This window comes from Kitasatospora sp. NPDC090091 (genome assembly GCF_044747365.1).
Lineage (GTDB): Bacteria > Actinomycetota > Actinomycetes > Streptomycetales > Streptomycetaceae > Kitasatospora.
Genome location: NZ_JBIVDY010000006.1, coordinates 407728 through 424498, shown reverse-complemented (window position 1 = coordinate 424498; position 16771 = coordinate 407728). Strand labels below are relative to the sequence as shown.

Below are 16771 nucleotides of genomic sequence, written 5' to 3'. Positions count from 1 at the left end.
TCGAGTCCGGCTCGACCCTGAATCGAGGAGCGGCTTCCGGCCTATTCCGGGGCGGCCCCGCTCTGCCATGGTGGGGCGCATGAGGATTCTGCTCACGACGGCGCCCATGTACGGGCATGTCCTGCCGCTCGTGCCCCTTTCCTGGGCACTGCGGGCGGCGGGCCACGAAGTCCTGCTGGCGGCCCCCGGGGAATTCGCCGGGGTGGCGGGCGAGGCGGGCCTGCCCGCCGTCGCCAGCGCCGGCGCGGTGTCGATGGGCGGGATGATCGGCTTCGAGCGGGACGGCACGCCGGCCCCCCGGCCCGCCGACCCGCAGGGGCGGGCGCGGCGCAGCGGGCGCGGCTTCGGCCGGCTGGCCGCGCACGTCCTGGAGCGCACGCTGCGGATCGCCGAGCAGTGGCGCCCGGACCTGGTGGTCAGTGAACCGACCGAGTACGCGGGCCGGTTGGCCGCCGGACGGCTCGGACTGCCCTGGGTGGAGCACGGCTGGGGGCTGCGGCTCTCCGGGCTGTTCGCGGAGGCGGCGGAGCAGGAGCTCGCGCCGGAGCTGACCGCGCTGGGGCTGCCCGGCCTGCCGGCGCCGCAGCTGCGGCTGGACCCGTGCCCGGCGCGGCTGCAGCTCCCGGGCGGGCCGGCCGGACCGGTCCGGCGGATCCGTTACGTCCCGTACAACGGGCCCGCCCGGGTGCCGTCCTGGCTCCGCGAGCCGCGCGAGCGCCCCCGGGTCTGCGTGACGCTGGGCTCGATGGCGCCCGCGGCCAGGGCGGGGCTGCTGGCCACGCTGCCGGACGCCCTGGACGCGGCGGGCGTGGAGACGGTGCTGGCCACCGGTGACGCCGCGCCCACCGGAGCGCTGCCCGCTTCGGTGCGCGCGGCGGGCTGGCTCCCGCTGGACACCGTGCTGCCGGCCTGCGACCTGGTGGTCCACCACGGCGGCCCGGGCACCGCGATGACGGCTCTGGTGCACGGCCTGCCGCAGCTGGTCCTGCCGTTCTACCTGTCCGACACCACCACGTACGCGGAGCGCCTGTCCGAGCTCGGGGCGGGCCGCTGGCTGCCGCCCGAGCGGGCCGACGCGGCGGGCGTCGCGGACGGTGTGCGGGCGCTGCTGGCGGACCGGACGGCACGGACGGCCGCGGCCGGACTGGCCGGGGAGATCGCCGGCCTGCCCGCCCCCGCGGAGGTCGTCCCGGTCCTGGCGGAGCTGGTGCGGAAGGAGCGTGCGGCATGCGTCCGTTAGCGGTGGAGGGGGCGTGGGAGGTCACCCTGCGGCCGCACCACGACGAGCGCGGCGCCTTCGCGGAGCTGTACTCGGCGGACCGGCCGGTCGGCCCCGACGGGCCGATGCCGGTGGCCCTGGCCGGCCTCTCGGTCTCCCGCCGGGGCGTGGTCCGCGGCATCCACTACGTCAGCACACCACCCGGGCAGGCCCGGTACGTCACCTGCGTGGCCGGCGAGGTGCTGGACGTCGTGGTCGACCTGCGGGTCGGCTCGCCCACCTTCGGCCGCTGGGACTCCGTCCGGCTCGGACCCGGCCACTGGCGGGCCGTACAGCTCGCCCCGGGGCTGGGCCACGGCTTCACCGCGCTCACCGAGGACGCCACGGTGCTCTACCTGTGCTCCGCGCCCTACCGGCCGGAGCTGGAGCGGGCGGTCCACCCGCTGGACCCGGAGCTGGCCCTGCCGTGGCCGGACACCGCGGACCGGCTGCTCTCCGACCGCGACCGCCTCGCCCCGACGCTGGCCGAGGCGCGCCGCGCCGGGCTGCTCCCGCTCGCCTCGGCCGCCCGCGCGGCCGGCTCCCCCACCGGCCCCGCCACGGACCCCACCGGACCGGCCGGCCCCACCGAGACTGCCAGGAGGCGGACATGACGACGGCGGAGAAGGGCCCGGCGGCGCCGCCGGACGGGCCGCGGGTACTCATCGCGGGCGCCGGACCGGTCGGCCTGGCGACCGCGCTCGAACTGGCCAAGCGCGGCGTGCCGGTGCGGCTGGTCGACGCGGCCGACGGCCCCGCCGCCACCAGCCGGGCGATGGCGACACACGCCCGGTCGCTGGAGGTCTACGACCAGCAGGGCGTGCTGGCCGACATGATGCCGCGCGGCCGGGTGATCCAGCGCTTCACCATGCACCTCAACGGCCGCCGGCTGGCCGTGCTGGGCCCGGACTACTCGCGGGTGCCGACCCGGTTCCCGATGACCCTGATGATCGACCAGGCCGCCACCGAGGACGTACTGCGCCAGGCCGTCGCCAAACAGGGCGTGGAGATCGAGTGGGGGGTGCGGCTGGAGGGCTTCGAGCAGCACGAGGACGGCGTCACCGTCGAGCTGCGCGGCCCGGCCGGCCCCGAACGCGCCTCCGTCGGCTGGCTGGTGGGCTGCGACGGCGGGCACAGCACCGTCCGCCGGCTGCTCGGGCTGCCGCTGATCGGCGACTCCACCGAGACCTGGCTGATCGCCGACGCCGAGGTCGACATGGACCTGCCGCAGAACAGCATCCACTGGGTCAAGGTCGGCAGCGGCACGGTCATGGCCATCCCCTTCCCGCAGGAGGGCAAGTGGCGGCTGCTGGACACCGCCGACACCTCCTACGAGGGCGATCCGCAGGACGTCGCCGAGCGGTTCGCCGGCAAGCTGCGCCGCGGGCTCGGCCGGCCCGTCACGGTGCACCGGCCCGGCTGGGTGTCGGTCTTCACCATCCAGCAGCGGATGATCCCGGCCATGCGCAGCGGCCGCTGCCTGCTCGCCGGGGACGCCGCCCACGTGCACAGCCCCGCCTCGGGCCAGGGCCTCAACACCGGCCTCCAGGACGCCTACAACCTCGCCTGGAAGCTCGCCTTGGTCGAGCACGGCCACGCGGAACCCGCTCTGCTCGACAGCTACTCGGCCGAGCGGGTGCCGGTCGGCCGGGCGCTGCTCGGCTCCACCCGCAAGGCCACCCGCCTGGTGCAGCTGCGCAACTCCGCCGCCGGCGCGGCCCTGCCCGTGGTGTTCGCCCTGGTACGCACCTTCGCACCGCTGCGCGGCCGGATCGAGCGGAAGATCATCGGCTCGATGTCCGCCCTGGCGCTGGAGTACGCCGACAGCCCGCTCACCGTGCCCGACCGCCGTCCGGCCGAGGCCGCCGGACCGCGGGCCGGCAGCCGGCTGAGCCAGGTCACCGCGGAGCGGGCCGACGGCCCCGGCTGGAGCGCCCTGCTCGACGAGCTGCGCGACCTGCGGCCCAGCCTGCTGGTGGCCGCCGGCCCCGCGGGCGCGGCCGAGGCCGCCGCAGCGGCCCGCGCGGAGCACGGCGACTGGCTGTCCGTGCGCACCGTCGCCGGCGACGGCCCGGGGGCGCTGCCCGACCCCGGCGGCGCGCTCCGTGCCGACCTCGGCCTGCCGCCCGGCGGCTGGCTGCTGGTCAGGCCGGACGGCTACCTCTGCGCCCGCGGCGACCGGCTCGGCCCGGCGGACCTCGCCGCCGCCCTCGACGTGCTGCGCGGCCGGCGCCGCGCCGCCCGGGAGGTGTGACCGTGGACCTCGGGCTCACCGGCCGGACGGTGCTGGTCACCGGCGCCTCCGCCGGCATCGGCCGGCACACCGCCCGGGCGTTCGCCGCCGAGGGCGCCCGGGTGGCGGTCACCTACCGCACCGGCGAGGCGAGGGCCCGGGCTCTCGCCGAGGAGCTCGGCGCCGCAGCCGGCCGGGCCCTCGCCGTGCCGTACGACCTGGGCGACCCGGACTCCGTCGCCGCGGCGTTCGCCGAGGTGGAGCGGCAGTGGGGCGGCGTCGACGTCCTGGTGGCCAACGCGCTGCGGCGCGGCCGGCGGCGGCCGCCCGGCAGCCGCACCGAGGAGGTGCCGGCCGCGGAGTGGCAGCCGCTGCTGCGGGACAACCTGGAGCAGACGCTGCGCACCGTGCAGCTGGTGCTCCCCGGGATGCGGGCCCGCGGCTGGGGCCGGGTGGCGCTGGTCTCCTCCCACCTCGCCCGGGACGGCGCGCCCGGCCAGGAGTTCTACGCCGCGGGCAAGGCCGCCCTGCACGGCTTCGCCCGCAGCCTCGCCTGGGACGCCGGGCCGGACGGCGTCCTGGTCAACGTGGTCAGCCCCGGCCTGACCCGGACCGACGGCGTCCTCACCGACCTGCCGGCCGAGGTCCGCGAGCGGGAGCGGCTGCGCACCCCGACCGGGCGGCTCAGCGCGCCCGAGGACGTGGCCCGCACCGTCGCCTTCCTCTGCTCGGAGGCGAACGGCAACATCACCGGCGCCGTCGTCGACGTCTCCGGCGGCCGCTGACCCGGCGCCGCCTCACCAACCCTCCGTCACTTCCTTCGCCCCGAAGCGCCTCCGGCGCTCCGTCAGCCCTGGGCTCCGGCCCGCCGAGCTCCCCGTCGAGCTCCCCCGTTGAGAGAGGAACCAGCATGTCGACCACGCACACCGTCCGGCACAACGCGATCGTCCAGGCACCGGCCGAGCTCTGCTTCGACCTGACGGCGGACCTCGCCGCCTGGGTGCAGCACTTCGGCCCCGCCGTGCACGGCGAGATCGTCGAGGAGGACGCCGACGGCACCCAGCTGGTCCGCCGCTGGGCGCTGACCGGCGGCACCGGCGTGCACTCCTGGGACGCCCGCCGCCGGCTCGACCGCGCCGGCCTGCGGATCACCCTGGAGCAGGTGGCCCCGCCGGCCCCGCTCGCGTCGGCCACCGCCACCTGGACGTTCACCCCGCACGGCGAGGGCGCGACCAAGGCGGAGCTCGTCCACACCTTCACCACCGCCGGCGACGACCCCGGGGCGGCCGCCCGCATCACCGCCGAGCACGAGGAGCGCGCCCCCGCCCAGCTGGAGTCGCTGCGCGAGAGCGCCGAGCAGTGGGGCGACCTGGAGCCCCGGGTCATCTCCTTCGAGGACCCGCTGTTCATCGGCGGCCGGCTGGAGGACGTCTACGAGTTCCTCTACGCCGCGGACAAGTGGCCCGAGCGCGTCCCGCACGTCACCAAGCTCGACATGACCGAGGAGGTCCCGGGCGTGCAGTTCTTCGACATGCACACCCACACCCCGGACGGGAGCGAGCACACCACCCGGTCGGTCCGGGTCTGCCTGCCCGAGATCAACAAGATCATCTACAAGCAGATCAACCTCCCCGCCCTGCTGGACGGCCACACCGGCCACTGGGTCTTCGAGGAGACCCCCGAGGGCGTCATCGCCCGGGCCCGGCACACCGCCACCATCAAGCCCTCCGCCCTCCACCTGCTCGGCGAGGGCACCACGGTCGCCGACGCCCGCGCCTACCTGCGCCGGGTGCTCAGCACCAACAGCCTGCAGACCCTGCGCTACGCGCAGCAGTTCGCCGAGGAGCGCCTCCGTGCAGCCCGTGACTGACACCGACCCCGCCTCCCCCACCGACACCGGGCTCGCCGCCGGCCTGACGGCCGAGCTCCCGCTCGACGGCCTGCTGCGCCGGGCCGCCGCCGTGGCCCCCGACCGGGTCGCCCTGCGCACCCCGCTCGGCGACACCACCTACGCCGACCTCGACGCCGAGGTGGACACCGCGGCCGGCGCCCTCACCGCCGCGGTCGGCGGGACCGGCGCGGTGGTGGGCGTGGTGGCCGCCCTCGACGTGCCGTTCGTGGTCGCGTACTACGGCGCCGTCCGGGCCGGCCACACCGTCGCCGTCGTCAACCCGCTGATGGGCGACGACGCGATGGTGCACGCCCTGGGCACCGCGGAGGTGGCCGCGGTGGTCGCCCCGCCGCAGGTCGCCGAGCGGCTGGAGCGGCTGCGGCCGCGGCTGCCGAAGCTGGGCGGGGTGATCACCGCCGAGCGGCTGCCGACCGGGCTGCTGCCGCCGGGCGAGCGCGGCCCGGCGCCCGACCTGGACGCGGTGGCGTGCATCCAGTTCACCAGCGGCACCACCGGCGATCCGAAGGCCGTCCGGCTGACGCACCGCAACCTGGTCACCAACGCGGCGCAGATCGCCGCCGTGCACGGCCTGGACGGCAACAGCGTCACCGTCAACCACCTGCCGCTGTTCCACCCGATGCACCTCAACTCGGCCGTCCACGCGGCGGCGACGCAGGTGCTCTGCCCCGACTCGGCGCCCACCGCGGCCGTCGCGGCGGCCAACCGGAACCGGGCCACCCACCTCTACAGCCTGCCGGTCCGGCTGGCGGCCCTGGCCGCCGACCCGGGCCTGGGCGAGCTCCGGCTGGACACCGTCCGGGCGGTGCTGTCCGGCGGGTCGGCGCTGCTGCCGGCCCAGGCCCGGGTGCTCGGCGAGCAGTTCGGCATCCCGGTGGTGCAGGGCTACGGGCTCGCCGAGACCTCGCCGCTCACCCACTGCGAGCGGCCGGGCGATCCACGCCCGGGCTCGGTCGGCCGCCCCGTCCCGGGGACCGACTGCCGGGTGGTGGACGTGGAGACCCGGGCGCCGCTGCCCGCCGGGGAGCGCGGCGAGGTCCAGGTCCGCGGCCCCCAGCTGATGGCCGGCTACCTGCACGCCGACGGCCCGGCGACCGACGCCGACGGCTGGTTCTCCACCGGGGACATCGGCTACCAGGCGAAGGACGGGCACCTGTTCCTGGTCGACCGGCTCAAGGACGTCTTCAAGCACGAGAACTGGCTGGTCTCCCCGACCGAGATCGAGGAGGTGCTGATCCGCCACCCCGCCGTCCTGGACTGCGCCGTCGTGGACCACCCGGAGCCGGTGACCGGAGCGGTGGCGCACGCCTTCGTCGTGCTCACCCCGGACGTCGGCAGCGGCCCCTCGCTCGACGAGCTGGCCGCCTTCGTCAACGACCGGCTGCCCTACTACCAGCACATCCGGTACCTGGACGCGGTCGACCGCATCCCCCGCTCGCCGAACGGCAAGATCCTCCGCCGCAACCTGCGCCGGGCCGCCGGAGCGGCCCGCCCGGACCGACCCACTGGAGACAGGACATGATCACCGTCATCAACCGGCTCACCGTGCACGGCGACGTCGAGGCCTTCCGCAAGGTCCTCACCGGCATCACCGAGCACATGAGCGCCCAGCCCGGCTTCCTCAGCCACACCCTCTACCGCTCGCTCCGCCGGCCGGAGGTGTTCGTCGAGACGGCGCGCTGGACCGACGCGGAGTCCCACCGGGCGGCGATGAGCGCCGACGCGTTCCGCGAGAAGGTCCGCGACCTCGGCGGGCTCGCCACTCCCGAGCCCGACGCGTTCGAGACCGTCGAGGAGGACTGACCCTCCCCGGCCCCGCCGCAACGCCGACTGCCGCGCCCCCGGATCTCCTCCGGGGGCGCGGCAGTCGGACGTGCGGCAGGCGGTCCGGGCCCCGCGCGACCGGGCCGGCCCGGGTGGGGCCGGCCCGACGGCCGGGTCGGCCGGTCAGCGGCTCACCGCCTCAGCGGAGGTCGAACCGGTCGAGGTTCATCACCTTGTCCCAGGCCGCGACGAAGTCCGTCACGAACTTCTCCTTCGCATCGTCGCTCGCGTAGACCTCGGCGACGGCCCGCAGCTCCGAGTTGGAGCCGAAGACCAGGTCGACCCGGCTGCCGGTCCACTTCAGCTCGCCGGTGGCGGCGTCGCGGCCCTCGAACGCGGTGGCGTCCTCGGAGGTCGGCGTCCAGGTGGTGCCCAGGTCGAGCAGGTTGGCGAAGAAGTCGTTGGTCAGGGCCCCGGGGGTCTCGGTCAGCACGCCGACCGACGACTGCTGGTGGTTGGCGCCCAGCACGCGCAGGCCGCCGACCAGGACGGTCATCTCCGGGGCGCTCAGGGTCAGCAGGTTGGCCCGGTCGATCAGCAGGAACTCGGCCGGCAGCCGGCTGCCCTTCGCCAGGTAGTTGCGGAACCCGTCGGAGCCCGGATCCAGCGCGGCGAAGGACTCCACGTCGGTCTGCTCCTGGGAGGCGTCCGCCCGGCCCGGCGCGAACGGGACCTGGACGGCGAAGCCGGCGCCGCGCGCCGCCTGCTCGACCGCCGCGCAGCCCGCAAGGACGAGCAGGTCGGCGAAGGAGATCTGCTTGCCGCCGGTCTGCTCCGCGTTGAAGGCCGTCCGGACGCCCTCCAGGGTGCGCAGCACGCCCGCCAGCCGGTCGGGGTCGTTGACCTCCCAGCCGCTCTGCGGCTGCAGGCGGATCCGCCCGCCGTTGGCACCGCCGCGCTTGTCGCTGCCGCGGAACGAGGAGGCCGCGGCCCAGGCGGCGGAGACCAGGTCGGAGACCGCCAGGCCGGAGTCGAGCACCCGGGCCTTGAGCGCGGTGACGTCCGCGGCGTCGACCAGCGGGTGGGTCACCGGCGGCAGCGGGTCCTGCCAGAGCAGCTGCTCGGTCGGGACCTCGGGGCCGAGGTAACGCACGACCGGGCCCATGTCGCGGTGGGTGAGCTTGAACCAGGCCCGGGCGAAGGCGTCCGCCAGCTCCTCGGGGTTCTCCAGGAAGCGCCGCGAGATCGGCTCGTAGACCGGGTCCAGGCGGAGCGAGAGGTCGGTCGTGAGCATCGTCGGGGCGTGGGCGGCGGCCGGGTCGTGGGCGTCGGGCACGGTGCCGGCGCCGGCGCCGTCCTTCGGCTTCCACTGGTACGCACCGGCGGGGCTCTTCGTCAGCTCCCACTCGTAGCCGAACAGCGTCTCGAAGAAGCTGTTGTCCCAGGTCACCGGGGTGGGCGTCCAGGCGCCCTCCAGGCCGCTGGTGATCGCGTCGCCGCCCTTGCCGGTGCGGAAGGCGCTCTTCCAGCCGAGGCCCTGCTGCTCCAGCGGCGCGGCCGCCGGCTCGGCGCCGACGTTCTCCGCCGGCCCCGCCCCGTGGGTCTTGCCGAAGGTGTGGCCGCCGGCGATCAGGGCGACGGTCTCCTCGTCGTTCATCGCCATCCGGCGAAAGGTCTCGCGGATGTCGCGGGCCGCGGCCAGCGGGTCCGGGGTGCCGTTCGGACCCTCCGGGTTGACGTAGATCAGGCCCATCTGGACCGCGCCCAGCGGGTTCTCCAGCTCGCGGTCGCCGGTGTAGCGCTCGTCGCCCAGCCAGGTGGTCTCCGGGCCCCAGTAGACGTCCTCCTCCGGCTCCCAGGTGTCCGCCCGGCCGCCGCCGAAGCCGAAGGTCCGGAAGCCCATCGACTCCAGGGCGACGTTGCCGGCCAGGATCATCAGGTCGGCCCAGGAGAGGCTGCGGCCGTACTTCTTCTTCACCGGCCAGAGCAGCCGGCGGGCCTTGTCGAGGTTGGCGTTGTCCGGCCAGCTGTCGATCGGGGCGAAGCGCTGCTGGCCGGCCCCGGCGCCGCCGCGGCCGTCGCTGATCCGGTAGGTGCCGGCGCTGTGCCACGCCATGCGGATGACGAACGGGCCGTAGTGGCCGTAGTCGGCCGGCCACCAGTCGTGGGAGGTGGTCAGCGCCTCCTCGATGTCCCGCTTCACGGTCGGCAGGTCGAGGCCGCGGAACGCCTCGGCGTAGTCGAACGACTCTCCGAGCGGATTGGCCACGGCGGGATTCTTGGCGAGGATCTTCAGATTGAGCCGCTCCGGCCACCACTGGGTGTTCCCACCGCCCTGGGTCGGGTGCGGGGCGCGCCCGTGCGCGACCGGGCAGCCGCCGGCCTCCTCCGCCGCTACGACCTTTGCATCGTGGTTCTCAGACATGGGAATCCTTCCGTACCAGGCGGATCACGGTGTTCTAGAACGCGAGCGGTGGAACCTCCGGGGCGCCGGGCCCCGGCCGTCCCCTGCCGTGCTGGGGGTGTTTCCGTCCCCAGGCTAGCGCTGCGACCCTCCGCAACACGCCGGATGCCGTGCTCCCGCCCGACGGGTTCGCGGGGATCCCCACCGCGCCGCCGCGCACGGCAGCGGCCGGGCGGTCCCGAGGGTCCGCCCGGCCGCTGCACCGGCTCCCGGCTACTGCGGGGTGACGTACGCGCCGGAGATGCCGCCGTCCACCAGGAAGGTGTTGGCGGTCATGAAGGAGGAGTCGTCGGAGGCGAGGAAGGCCACCGCGGCGGCGATCTCCTCCGGCTCGGCGAACCGGCCGAGCGGGATGTGCACCAGGCGGCGGGCGGCCCGCTCCGGGTCCTTGGCGAACAGCTCCTGGAGCAGCGGGGTGTTCACCGGGCCGGGGCAGAGCGCGTTGACCCGGATGCCCTCGCGGGCGAACTGCACGCCCAGCTCGCGCGACATCGCCAGCACGCCGCCCTTGGAGGCGCTGTAGGAGATCTGCGAGGTGGCGGCGCCCATCACGGCCACGAAGGACGCGGTGTTGATGATCGAGCCCTTGCCCTGGCGCTGCATGTGCGGGATCGCGTACTTGCAGCAGAGGTAGACCGAGGTCAGGTTGACCTCCTGGACGCGCTTCCAGGCCTCCAGGCCGGTGGTGAGGATGGAGTCGTCGTCGGGCGGGGAGATGCCGGCGTTGTTGAAGGCGATGTCCACCCGGCCGTAGGTGTCGACGGCCTTCTGGAAGAGGGCCTCCACCGCCCGCTCGTCGGTGACGTCGACCTCCACGAAGAGGCCGCCCACCTCGTTGGCGGCCTTGGCGCCGTTCTCCGGGTCGAGGTCGGCGCAGACCACCTTGGCGCCCTCCTGGGCGAACCGGCGGGCGGTGGCCAGGCCGATGCCGCTGCCCGCGCCGGTGATGACGGCCACCCGGCCGTCGAGTCGCTGAGTCATGCTGATCACTCCTCCGTGGAGATGAAGACGTTCTTGGTCTGGGTGAAGGCGTCGAGGGCGTCCGGGCCGAGCTCGCGGCCGAGGCCGGACTGCTTGAAGCCCCCGAACGGGGTGGTGTAGCGCACCGAGGAGTGCGAGTTGACGGAGAGGTTGCCGGCCTCGACGGCGCGGGAGACCCGCAGGGCGCGGCCCACGTCGCGGGTCCAGATCGAGCCGGAGAGGCCGTAGTCGGTCGCGTTGGCGATGCGCACGGCGTCCTCCTCGTCGCGGAACGGGACGACGGCGACCACCGGGCCGAAGATCTCCTCGGTGAAGGCCGGGTCGTCGTGGCGCACCGGGGCCAGCACGGTCGGCGGGAACCAGAAGCCCGGCCCGTCCGGGGCGGTGCCGCGGAAGGCGACGGCCGCGGCGTCGGGGACGTAGGAGGCGACCCTGGCCCGGTGGGCGGCGGAGATCAGCGGGCCCATCTCGGTCTTCTCGTCGGCCGGGTCGCCGACCCGCACCCCGCGGACGGCGGGCTCCAGCAGCGCCATGAACTCGTCGTGGACGGAGGCCTCGATCAGGATCCGGGAGCGGGCGCAGCAGTCCTGGCCGGCGTTGTCGAAGACGGCGTAGGGGGCGGTGGCGGCGGCCTTGGCGAGGTCGGCGTCGGCGAAGACGATGTTGGCGCTCTTGCCGCCGAGTTCGAGGGTGACCGGCTTCACCCGAGCGGCGCAGCCGGCCATGATCTCCTTGCCCACCCGGGTGGAGCCGGTGAACACCACCTTGGCCACGTCCGGGTGGGTGACGAAGCGCTGTCCGACCACCGTGCCGCGTCCGGGCAGGATCTGCAGCACGCCCTCCGGGATGCCCGCCTGCAGCGCGAGTTCACCGAGGCGCAGCGCGGTGAGCGGGGTGAGCTCGGCCGGCTTGACGATCACGGTGTTGCCGGCGGCGAGGGCGGGGGCGAGGGCCCAGGCGGCGATCGGCATGGGGAAGTTCCACGGCACGATGACGCCGACCACGCCGAGCGGTTCCTGGAAGGTGACGTCGAGGCCGCCGGCCACCGGGATCTGGCGGCCGAAGAGCCGCTCGGGGGCGGCGGCGTAGTACTCGATGACGTCGCGGGCGTTGCCGGCCTCCCAGCGGGCGTTGCCGATGGTGTGGCCGGCGTTGGCGACCTCCAGGGCGGCGAGGTGCTCGCGGTCGGCGTCGACGGCGGCGGCGAAGGCGCGCAGCAGCCGGGCCCGGTCGGCGGGGGCGACCCGGCGCCAGGTGTCGAAGGCGGCGCGGGCGCGGGCGACGGCGGCGTCCGTCTCGGCGGTTCCGGCCAGCTCGACGGTGGTGATCACCTCCTCGGTGGCGGGGTTGACGACCTCGTAGAGGTCCGGTTCGGTCATCGGGTGGTCTCCCTGGGCTGGCTGGCGGTCAGGAACGCGTGGAACAGGCGGTCGTCGTCGGGGTCGGTCTCGGGGTGCCACTGGACGCCCAGCACGAAGCGGTGGCCGGGCAGTTCGAGCGCCTCGACGGTTCCATCGGCACTCCGGGCGGTCACCTGGAGTCCGCGGCCGATCCGGTCGACGGCCTGGTGGTGGTAGCAGGAGACGGCGGCGGCGGTGCCGAGGACGCCGGCGAGCCGGCTGCCGTCCTCGACCGCGACCGGGTGGCGGACGAAGCCGGCCGGGACGATCTGGTGGCTCCGCTCCGGCAGGTGCTGGAGCAGGGTGCCGCCGAGGGCGACGTTGAGCAGCTGCATGCCGCGGCAGACGCCGAGCAGGGGCAGGTCACGGGCGAGCGCGGCCTCCAGCAGCCGGTTCTCCCAATCGTCGCGGGCCGGGTGGGGCGGGCCGGTGCGCGGATCGGCGGCCGCGCCGTAGCGGGCCGGGTCGACGTCCGGGCCTCCGGCCAGGACGAGCCCGTCCAGCGCCTCGGCCAGGTGCTCCGCGCCGCCGGGCTGGGGCGGCAGCAGGACGGGGGTGCCGCCGGCCCGGACGACGGCGTCGACGTAGGTCTGCGGGAGCAGGGAGGCGCGCTGGTGCCAGACGGACCAGGCGGCCTCGTCCTGGTAGCTGGTGATGCCGATCAGGGGGCGGCGGTGCGGTTCACCGGTCGGGTGCGGTTCGCGGGTCGGGTGCGGTTCGCGGGTCATGGGTGGAGCCTTCCTCAGAGCCGCTCGAATCCGCGGCGACGCTCCCAGTCGGTCACCGCCCGGTCGTAGGCCGCGAGTTCGGTGCGTCCGGCGTGGGCGTAGTGGCGGACCACGTCCTTGCCGAAGGCCTCGGTCGCGGCGGCGCTGCGTTCGAAGGCCTCGACCGCGTCGCGCAGCGTGGCGGGCACCCGGGGTGCGTCGGAGGCGTAGGCGTTGCCGGTGAACTCCGGTTCGAGTTCGAGCTGCTGCTCGACGCCGTGCAGGCCGGCCGCGATCAGGGCGGCGATCGCGAGGTACGGGTTGACGTCGCCGCCGGGGACGCGGTTCTCGAAGCGCAGCGAGGGACCGTGGCCGACCACCCGCAGGGCGCAGGTGCGGTTGTCGCGGCCCCAGGCGATGGCGGTGGGCGCGAAGCTGCCCGACACGTAGCGCTTGTAGGAGTTGACGGTGGGGGCCAGCAGCAGGGCGAAGTCGGCCAGACAGGCGAGCTGGCCGGCCAGGAAGTGCTCCATGGTGCGGGAGAAGCCGTGCGGCCGGTCACCGGCGAAGACCGGTGCGCCCTCGGCGTCGCGCAGGCTGAGGTGGACGTGGCAGGAGTTGCCCTCGCGCTCGTCGTACTTCGCCATGAAGGTGAGGCTGCAGCCCTCCTGGGCGGCGATCTCCTTGGCGCCGGTCTTGTAGACGGAGTGGTCGTCGCAGGTGGTGAGGGCGTCGGCGTACTTGAAGGCGATCTCGTGCTGGCCGAGGTTGCACTCGCCCTTGGCGGACTCGACGGTGAGGCCGGCGCCGGCCATGCCGTTGCGCAGCCGGCGCAGCAGCGGTTCGATCCGGCCGGTGCCGAGGATGGAGTAGTCGACGTTGTACTGGTTGGCCGGGGTGAGCCGGCTGTAGTCCTTGTCCCAGGCCTGCTCGTAGCTGTCCCGGAAGACGATGAACTCCAGCTCGGTGGCGGCGTAGGCGTGCCAGCCCCGGGCGGCGAGGCGCTCCAGCTGGCGCCGCAGGATCTGGCGCGGGGAGACGGCGACCGGGCGGCCGTCGTGGTGGGCGACGTCGCACTGGACCATCGCGGTGGCGGGGTGCCAGGGCACCGCGCGCAGGGTGTCGAGGTCGGGGCGGAGCACCAGGTCGCCGTAGCCGCTCTCCCAGGAGGAGACCTCGTAGCCGTCGACGGTGTTCATGTCGACGTCGACGGCGAGCAGGTAGCCGCAGCCCTCGGCGGCGTTGGGGACGACGTCGGTGAGGAAGTACTCGGCGGCGACGCGCTTGCCCTGGAGGCGGCCCTGCATGTCGGTCATGGCCAGGACGACGGTGTCGACGGAGCCGTCGGCCACGCGGGTGCGCAGCTCGTCGAGGGTGAGCCGGGCGCTGTTCAACGGGTCTCCATCTCGGGGTCCGGTGCGGTGGGTCCGTCCGGTGCCGCGTCGGCGGCGGGGGCGGGGGCGGCGAGGATCGGGCCGGTGAACCAGTGCCGGGCCGAGGCCAGCCACCAGAGGCCGGCGAAGCCGACCACCGCCAGGACGGCGACGGGGGTGTAGTTGAAGGACTCGGCGGTGATCGGGCTGACCGTGGGGAGCATGAACACGATGCTGATGAACGCGGTCCAGCCGACGGCGATCACGCCGATCGGGCGGCTCCAGCGGCCCAGGTGCCAGGGGCCGCGCGGGAAGTCGTCGCCCTGCCGAAGCCGGAGGTAGACCGGGATGACGTAGGAGATGTACAGGCCGATCACGGAGATCGAGGTGACGGCGGTGTAGGCGGTGGTGTTCCAGAGCGCGGGCAGGCCGAGCAGCAGGGCGCCGCCGGTGGCCAGCCAGACCGCGTTGGTCGGGGTCTGGGTGCGCGGGTCGATGCGGTGCCAGAGGGCGGAGCCGGGCAGCGCGCCGTCACGGGAGAAGGCGTAGATCATGCGGGAGTTGGCGGTGACGGAGGCCATCCCGCAGAAGAACTGGGCGCCGATCACGATCAGCAGCAGGAACTCCGCGCCGCCGGTGCCGATGGCGTCGATGAAGATCTGGGCGGGGGCGACGCCGGTGTCGCTGGCGAGGGCTCCGTCGTAGTCGCGGATCGCGAAGGTGAGGCCGAGCAGCAGGATCCAGCCGGCCCCCAGGGAGACGGTGATGGCGTTGACGATGCCGCGCGGGCCGGAGCGGGCGGCGTCGTGGGTCTCCTCGGTCATGTGCGCGGAGGCGTCGTAGCCGGTGAGGGTGTACTGGGCGAGCAGCAGGCCGAGCATGGCCACGTAGAGCTGGTTGTGGAAGCCGGTGTTGTCGACGAACTCGGTGAACACGAAGGAGGCGGAGGCGTGCCGGTCCGGGAGCAGGGCGAGCGCTCCGACGATGACCGCGACGCCGACCAGGTGCCACCAGACGGAGACGTTGTTGAGGAGGGCGACGAGCTTCACGCCCCGGGTGTTGAGCAGGCCGTGGATCAGCAGGATGGCGGCGAAGATCTCCACGGTGTGCGCGGGGGTCGCCTCGAAGCCGAACTGGAGCGAGAGGAAGGCGTTGGTGAAGAACGCCGCCCCGTAGTCGACGCCGGCGGTGACGGCGACCTGTCCCAGGAAGTTGAACCAGCCGGTGAACCAGCTCCAGGCCGGTCCGCGGCTGCGGGCCAGCTTGGCGGACCAGTAGTAGAGCCCGCCGGCGGTGGGGTAGCTGGAGCAGATCTCGGCCATGGCCAGCCCCACGCAGAGCGTGAGCAGGCCGACCACCGGCCAGCCCCAGATGATCATCGCGGGGCCGCCGTTGTTCATCCCCGTCCCGTACAGGGTGAGGCAGCCGGAGAGGATCGAGACGATGGAGAAGGAGACGGCGAAGTTGGAGAAGCCCGACATCGAGCGGGCCAGCTCCTGGGTGTAGCCCAGTTCGCGGAGCCGTTGTTCGTCGGCGGAAACGGTCGCGGTGTTCGCCGGAAACACCGACGGGGCAGGGTGGTCGGGTGAGCGTGCGTCAGTCATGGGCACCCCTGGGGGTTGAGGTGTGGTGTGCCGGAGGGGGCGCGCGGCCACGACGGTGTGGCGCGCCGCTCCCGGCGGGGATCGACGATCGGACGGCTCTGCAATGGACTGGAACCAGACCATTGGGGTGGTGGGCAGCATCGTTCACCCCGCGCTCGGCCCGCGTCAAGAGCTGGGCGGAGAACGGACGGGGCCGGTCCGCCCGCGTCGCCCGTGGGTACGATTCCGGCGTGGACGTCGACGAAGCACGCGCACGGGCGCGCCTGGACTGGCAGGCCGGGGCGATCTTCCGCCCGGTGCGGACCGGCAACGCCTTCGAGGAGACCGTCGAGCGGCTGCTCCAGGCGATCAAGCTCGGTGTCTTCGACTTCGGCGACCGGCTGCCGGCCGAGCGCGAGCTCGCCGCCCGGCTGGGCGTCAGCCGCGAGACCCTGCGCGAGGCGCTGCGCACCCTCCAGCAGGCCGAGTGCGTGGAGTCCCGCCGCGGCCGCTACGGCGGCACCTTCGTCACCTATCGGATGCCCGCGCCGGACGTCGCCGAGCTGCGGCGGGCCGCCCGCGACCTCGGCAGCGAGCTGGAGGACGCGCTGACCTACCGGCAGGTGCTGGAGACCGGCGCCGCCGAGGCCGCCGCGCGGCGGGCCTTCTCGCCCGAGCAGCAGGCCTACCTGGAGAGCCGCCTGACCGACCTGGAGGACGCCCCGGCGGAGCAGTACCGGCAGCTGGACTCGCGCTTCCACCTCGCCATCGCCGAGCTCACCGGCTCCCCCACGCTGGCCGCCGGCATCGCCGAGGCCCGGATGCGCCTGAACGACCTGCTCAACGCGATCCCGATGCTGGAGCGGAACATCGAGCACGCCGCCGAGCAGCACCGCGCGATGGCCCGGGCGATCCTCGCCGGCGACGGCGAGGCCGCCCGCCGCGCCACCGACGAACACCTCGCCGCCACGGCCGCCCTCCTCCGGGGCTTCCTGGCGTAGGACGCTCCCCGGCCGCGTCGGCCCGCCGGGCGCCCGGGGACGGCGAGCAGGCCGGGAGCAGCAGCCCCGGCTCCCGCGGCGTGCCCGGCTCACCGCGG

The 16771-nt window shown here is 74.5% G+C and carries 14 protein-coding genes; 8 read left to right on the top strand and 6 right to left on the bottom strand.

Annotation, left to right across the window (positions count from 1 at the left end):
- Positions 1-79: 79 nt before the first annotated feature.
- The 7 genes from ACIPSC_RS13610 to ACIPSC_RS13580 all read left to right on the top strand — a co-directional run bounded on the left by ACIPSC_RS13610 (position 80) and on the right by ACIPSC_RS13580 (position 7203).
- On the top strand, positions 80-1240 hold the full coding sequence (locus ACIPSC_RS13610) for a nucleotide disphospho-sugar-binding domain-containing protein (protein ID WP_400825489.1): 1161 nt from the start codon (positions 80-82) through the stop codon (positions 1238-1240).
- On the top strand, positions 1228-1872 hold the full coding sequence (locus tag ACIPSC_RS13605; RefSeq protein ID WP_400825488.1) for a dTDP-4-dehydrorhamnose 3,5-epimerase family protein: 645 nt from the start codon (positions 1228-1230) through the stop codon (positions 1870-1872). Before ACIPSC_RS13610 ends, ACIPSC_RS13605 begins: the two co-directional genes overlap by 13 nt.
- On the top strand, positions 1869-3512 hold the full coding sequence (locus ACIPSC_RS13600) for an FAD-dependent oxidoreductase (protein WP_400825487.1): 1644 nt from the start codon (positions 1869-1871) through the stop codon (positions 3510-3512). The genes ACIPSC_RS13605 and ACIPSC_RS13600 overlap by 4 nt, the downstream gene beginning before the upstream one ends.
- A 2-nt stretch (positions 3513-3514) precedes the next feature.
- Positions 3515-4276, top strand: coding sequence for an SDR family NAD(P)-dependent oxidoreductase (locus ACIPSC_RS13595; RefSeq protein ID WP_400825484.1), 762 nt, complete (start codon positions 3515-3517; stop codon positions 4274-4276).
- Between the two features lie 125 nt (positions 4277-4401).
- Positions 4402-5361 carry an aromatase/cyclase gene (locus ACIPSC_RS13590; RefSeq protein WP_400825482.1) on the top strand — a complete coding sequence of 320 codons (960 nt, stop codon included), beginning with the start codon at positions 4402-4404 and terminating at the stop codon, positions 5359-5361.
- Positions 5345-6922: a class I adenylate-forming enzyme family protein gene (locus tag ACIPSC_RS13585; RefSeq protein ID WP_400825480.1), complete on the top strand. Its 1578-nt coding sequence runs from the start codon at positions 5345-5347 to the stop codon at positions 6920-6922. Before ACIPSC_RS13590 ends, ACIPSC_RS13585 begins: the two co-directional genes overlap by 17 nt.
- Entirely contained in the window at positions 6919-7203 is a 285-nt protein-coding gene (locus ACIPSC_RS13580) for an antibiotic biosynthesis monooxygenase (RefSeq protein WP_238862046.1), read from the top strand. The genes ACIPSC_RS13585 and ACIPSC_RS13580 overlap by 4 nt, the downstream gene beginning before the upstream one ends.
- A 160-nt stretch (positions 7204-7363) precedes the next feature.
- Here the strand turns inward: ACIPSC_RS13580 and katG are convergent, their stop codons facing one another.
- The 6 genes from katG to ACIPSC_RS13550 all read right to left on the bottom strand — a co-directional run bounded on the left by katG (position 7364) and on the right by ACIPSC_RS13550 (position 15570).
- Entirely contained in the window at positions 7364-9589 is a 2226-nt protein-coding gene (gene katG, locus ACIPSC_RS13575) for a catalase/peroxidase HPI (protein ID WP_400825477.1), read from the bottom strand.
- A gap of 252 nt (positions 9590-9841) precedes the next feature.
- Positions 9842-10609: a 3-oxoacyl-ACP reductase gene (locus ACIPSC_RS13570; protein WP_400825475.1), complete on the bottom strand. Its 768-nt coding sequence runs from the start codon at positions 10607-10609 to the stop codon at positions 9842-9844.
- Between the two features lie 5 nt (positions 10610-10614).
- Positions 10615-11988 carry an aldehyde dehydrogenase family protein gene (locus tag ACIPSC_RS13565; protein WP_400825473.1) on the bottom strand — a complete coding sequence of 458 codons (1374 nt, stop codon included), beginning with the start codon at positions 11986-11988 and terminating at the stop codon, positions 10615-10617.
- Positions 11985-12737: a gamma-glutamyl-gamma-aminobutyrate hydrolase family protein gene (locus tag ACIPSC_RS13560; RefSeq protein ID WP_400825472.1), complete on the bottom strand. Its 753-nt coding sequence runs from the start codon at positions 12735-12737 to the stop codon at positions 11985-11987. Before ACIPSC_RS13560 ends, ACIPSC_RS13565 begins: the two co-directional genes overlap by 4 nt.
- A 14-nt stretch (positions 12738-12751) precedes the next feature.
- Positions 12752-14110: a glutamine synthetase family protein gene (locus tag ACIPSC_RS13555; RefSeq protein WP_400825471.1), complete on the bottom strand. Its 1359-nt coding sequence runs from the start codon at positions 14108-14110 to the stop codon at positions 12752-12754.
- Complete coding sequence (locus ACIPSC_RS13550; RefSeq protein WP_400825536.1) at positions 14107-15570, bottom strand: amino acid permease; 1464 nt, start codon at positions 15568-15570, stop codon at positions 14107-14109. Before ACIPSC_RS13550 ends, ACIPSC_RS13555 begins: the two co-directional genes overlap by 4 nt.
- Before the next feature lie 353 nt (positions 15571-15923).
- Here ACIPSC_RS13550 and ACIPSC_RS13545 point away from each other — a divergent pair, with 353 nt between their 5' ends.
- Positions 15924-16673, top strand: coding sequence for a FadR/GntR family transcriptional regulator (locus tag ACIPSC_RS13545; protein WP_400825469.1), 750 nt, complete (start codon positions 15924-15926; stop codon positions 16671-16673).
- Positions 16674-16771: the final 98 nt, after the last annotated feature.

What these genes read in the sequence shown, in the direction of transcription:
- katG (WP_400825477.1), bottom strand. Translation starts at nt 9,589, where the DNA reads ATGTCTGAGAACCACGATGCAAAGGTCGTAGCGGCGGAGGAGGCCGGC.
- ACIPSC_RS13550 (WP_400825536.1), bottom strand. Translation starts at nt 15,570, where the DNA reads ATGTCGGGCTTCTCCAACTTCGCCGTCTCCTTCTCCATCGTCTCGATC.
- ACIPSC_RS13605 (WP_400825488.1), top strand. Translation starts at nt 1,228, where the DNA reads ATGCGTCCGTTAGCGGTGGAGGGGGCGTGGGAGGTCACCCTGCGGCCG.
- ACIPSC_RS13600 (WP_400825487.1), top strand. Translation starts at nt 1,869, where the DNA reads ATGACGACGGCGGAGAAGGGCCCGGCGGCGCCGCCGGACGGGCCGCGG.
- ACIPSC_RS13610 (WP_400825489.1), top strand. Translation starts at nt 80, where the DNA reads ATGAGGATTCTGCTCACGACGGCGCCCATGTACGGGCATGTCCTGCCG.
- ACIPSC_RS13580 (WP_238862046.1), top strand. Translation starts at nt 6,919, where the DNA reads ATGATCACCGTCATCAACCGGCTCACCGTGCACGGCGACGTCGAGGCC.
- ACIPSC_RS13570 (WP_400825475.1), bottom strand. Translation starts at nt 10,609, where the DNA reads ATGACTCAGCGACTCGACGGCCGGGTGGCCGTCATCACCGGCGCGGGC.
- ACIPSC_RS13560 (WP_400825472.1), bottom strand. Translation starts at nt 12,737, where the DNA reads ATGACCCGCGAACCGCACCCGACCCGCGAACCGCACCCGACCGGTGAA.
- ACIPSC_RS13590 (WP_400825482.1), top strand. Translation starts at nt 4,402, where the DNA reads ATGTCGACCACGCACACCGTCCGGCACAACGCGATCGTCCAGGCACCG.
- ACIPSC_RS13565 (WP_400825473.1), bottom strand. Translation starts at nt 11,988, where the DNA reads ATGACCGAACCGGACCTCTACGAGGTCGTCAACCCCGCCACCGAGGAG.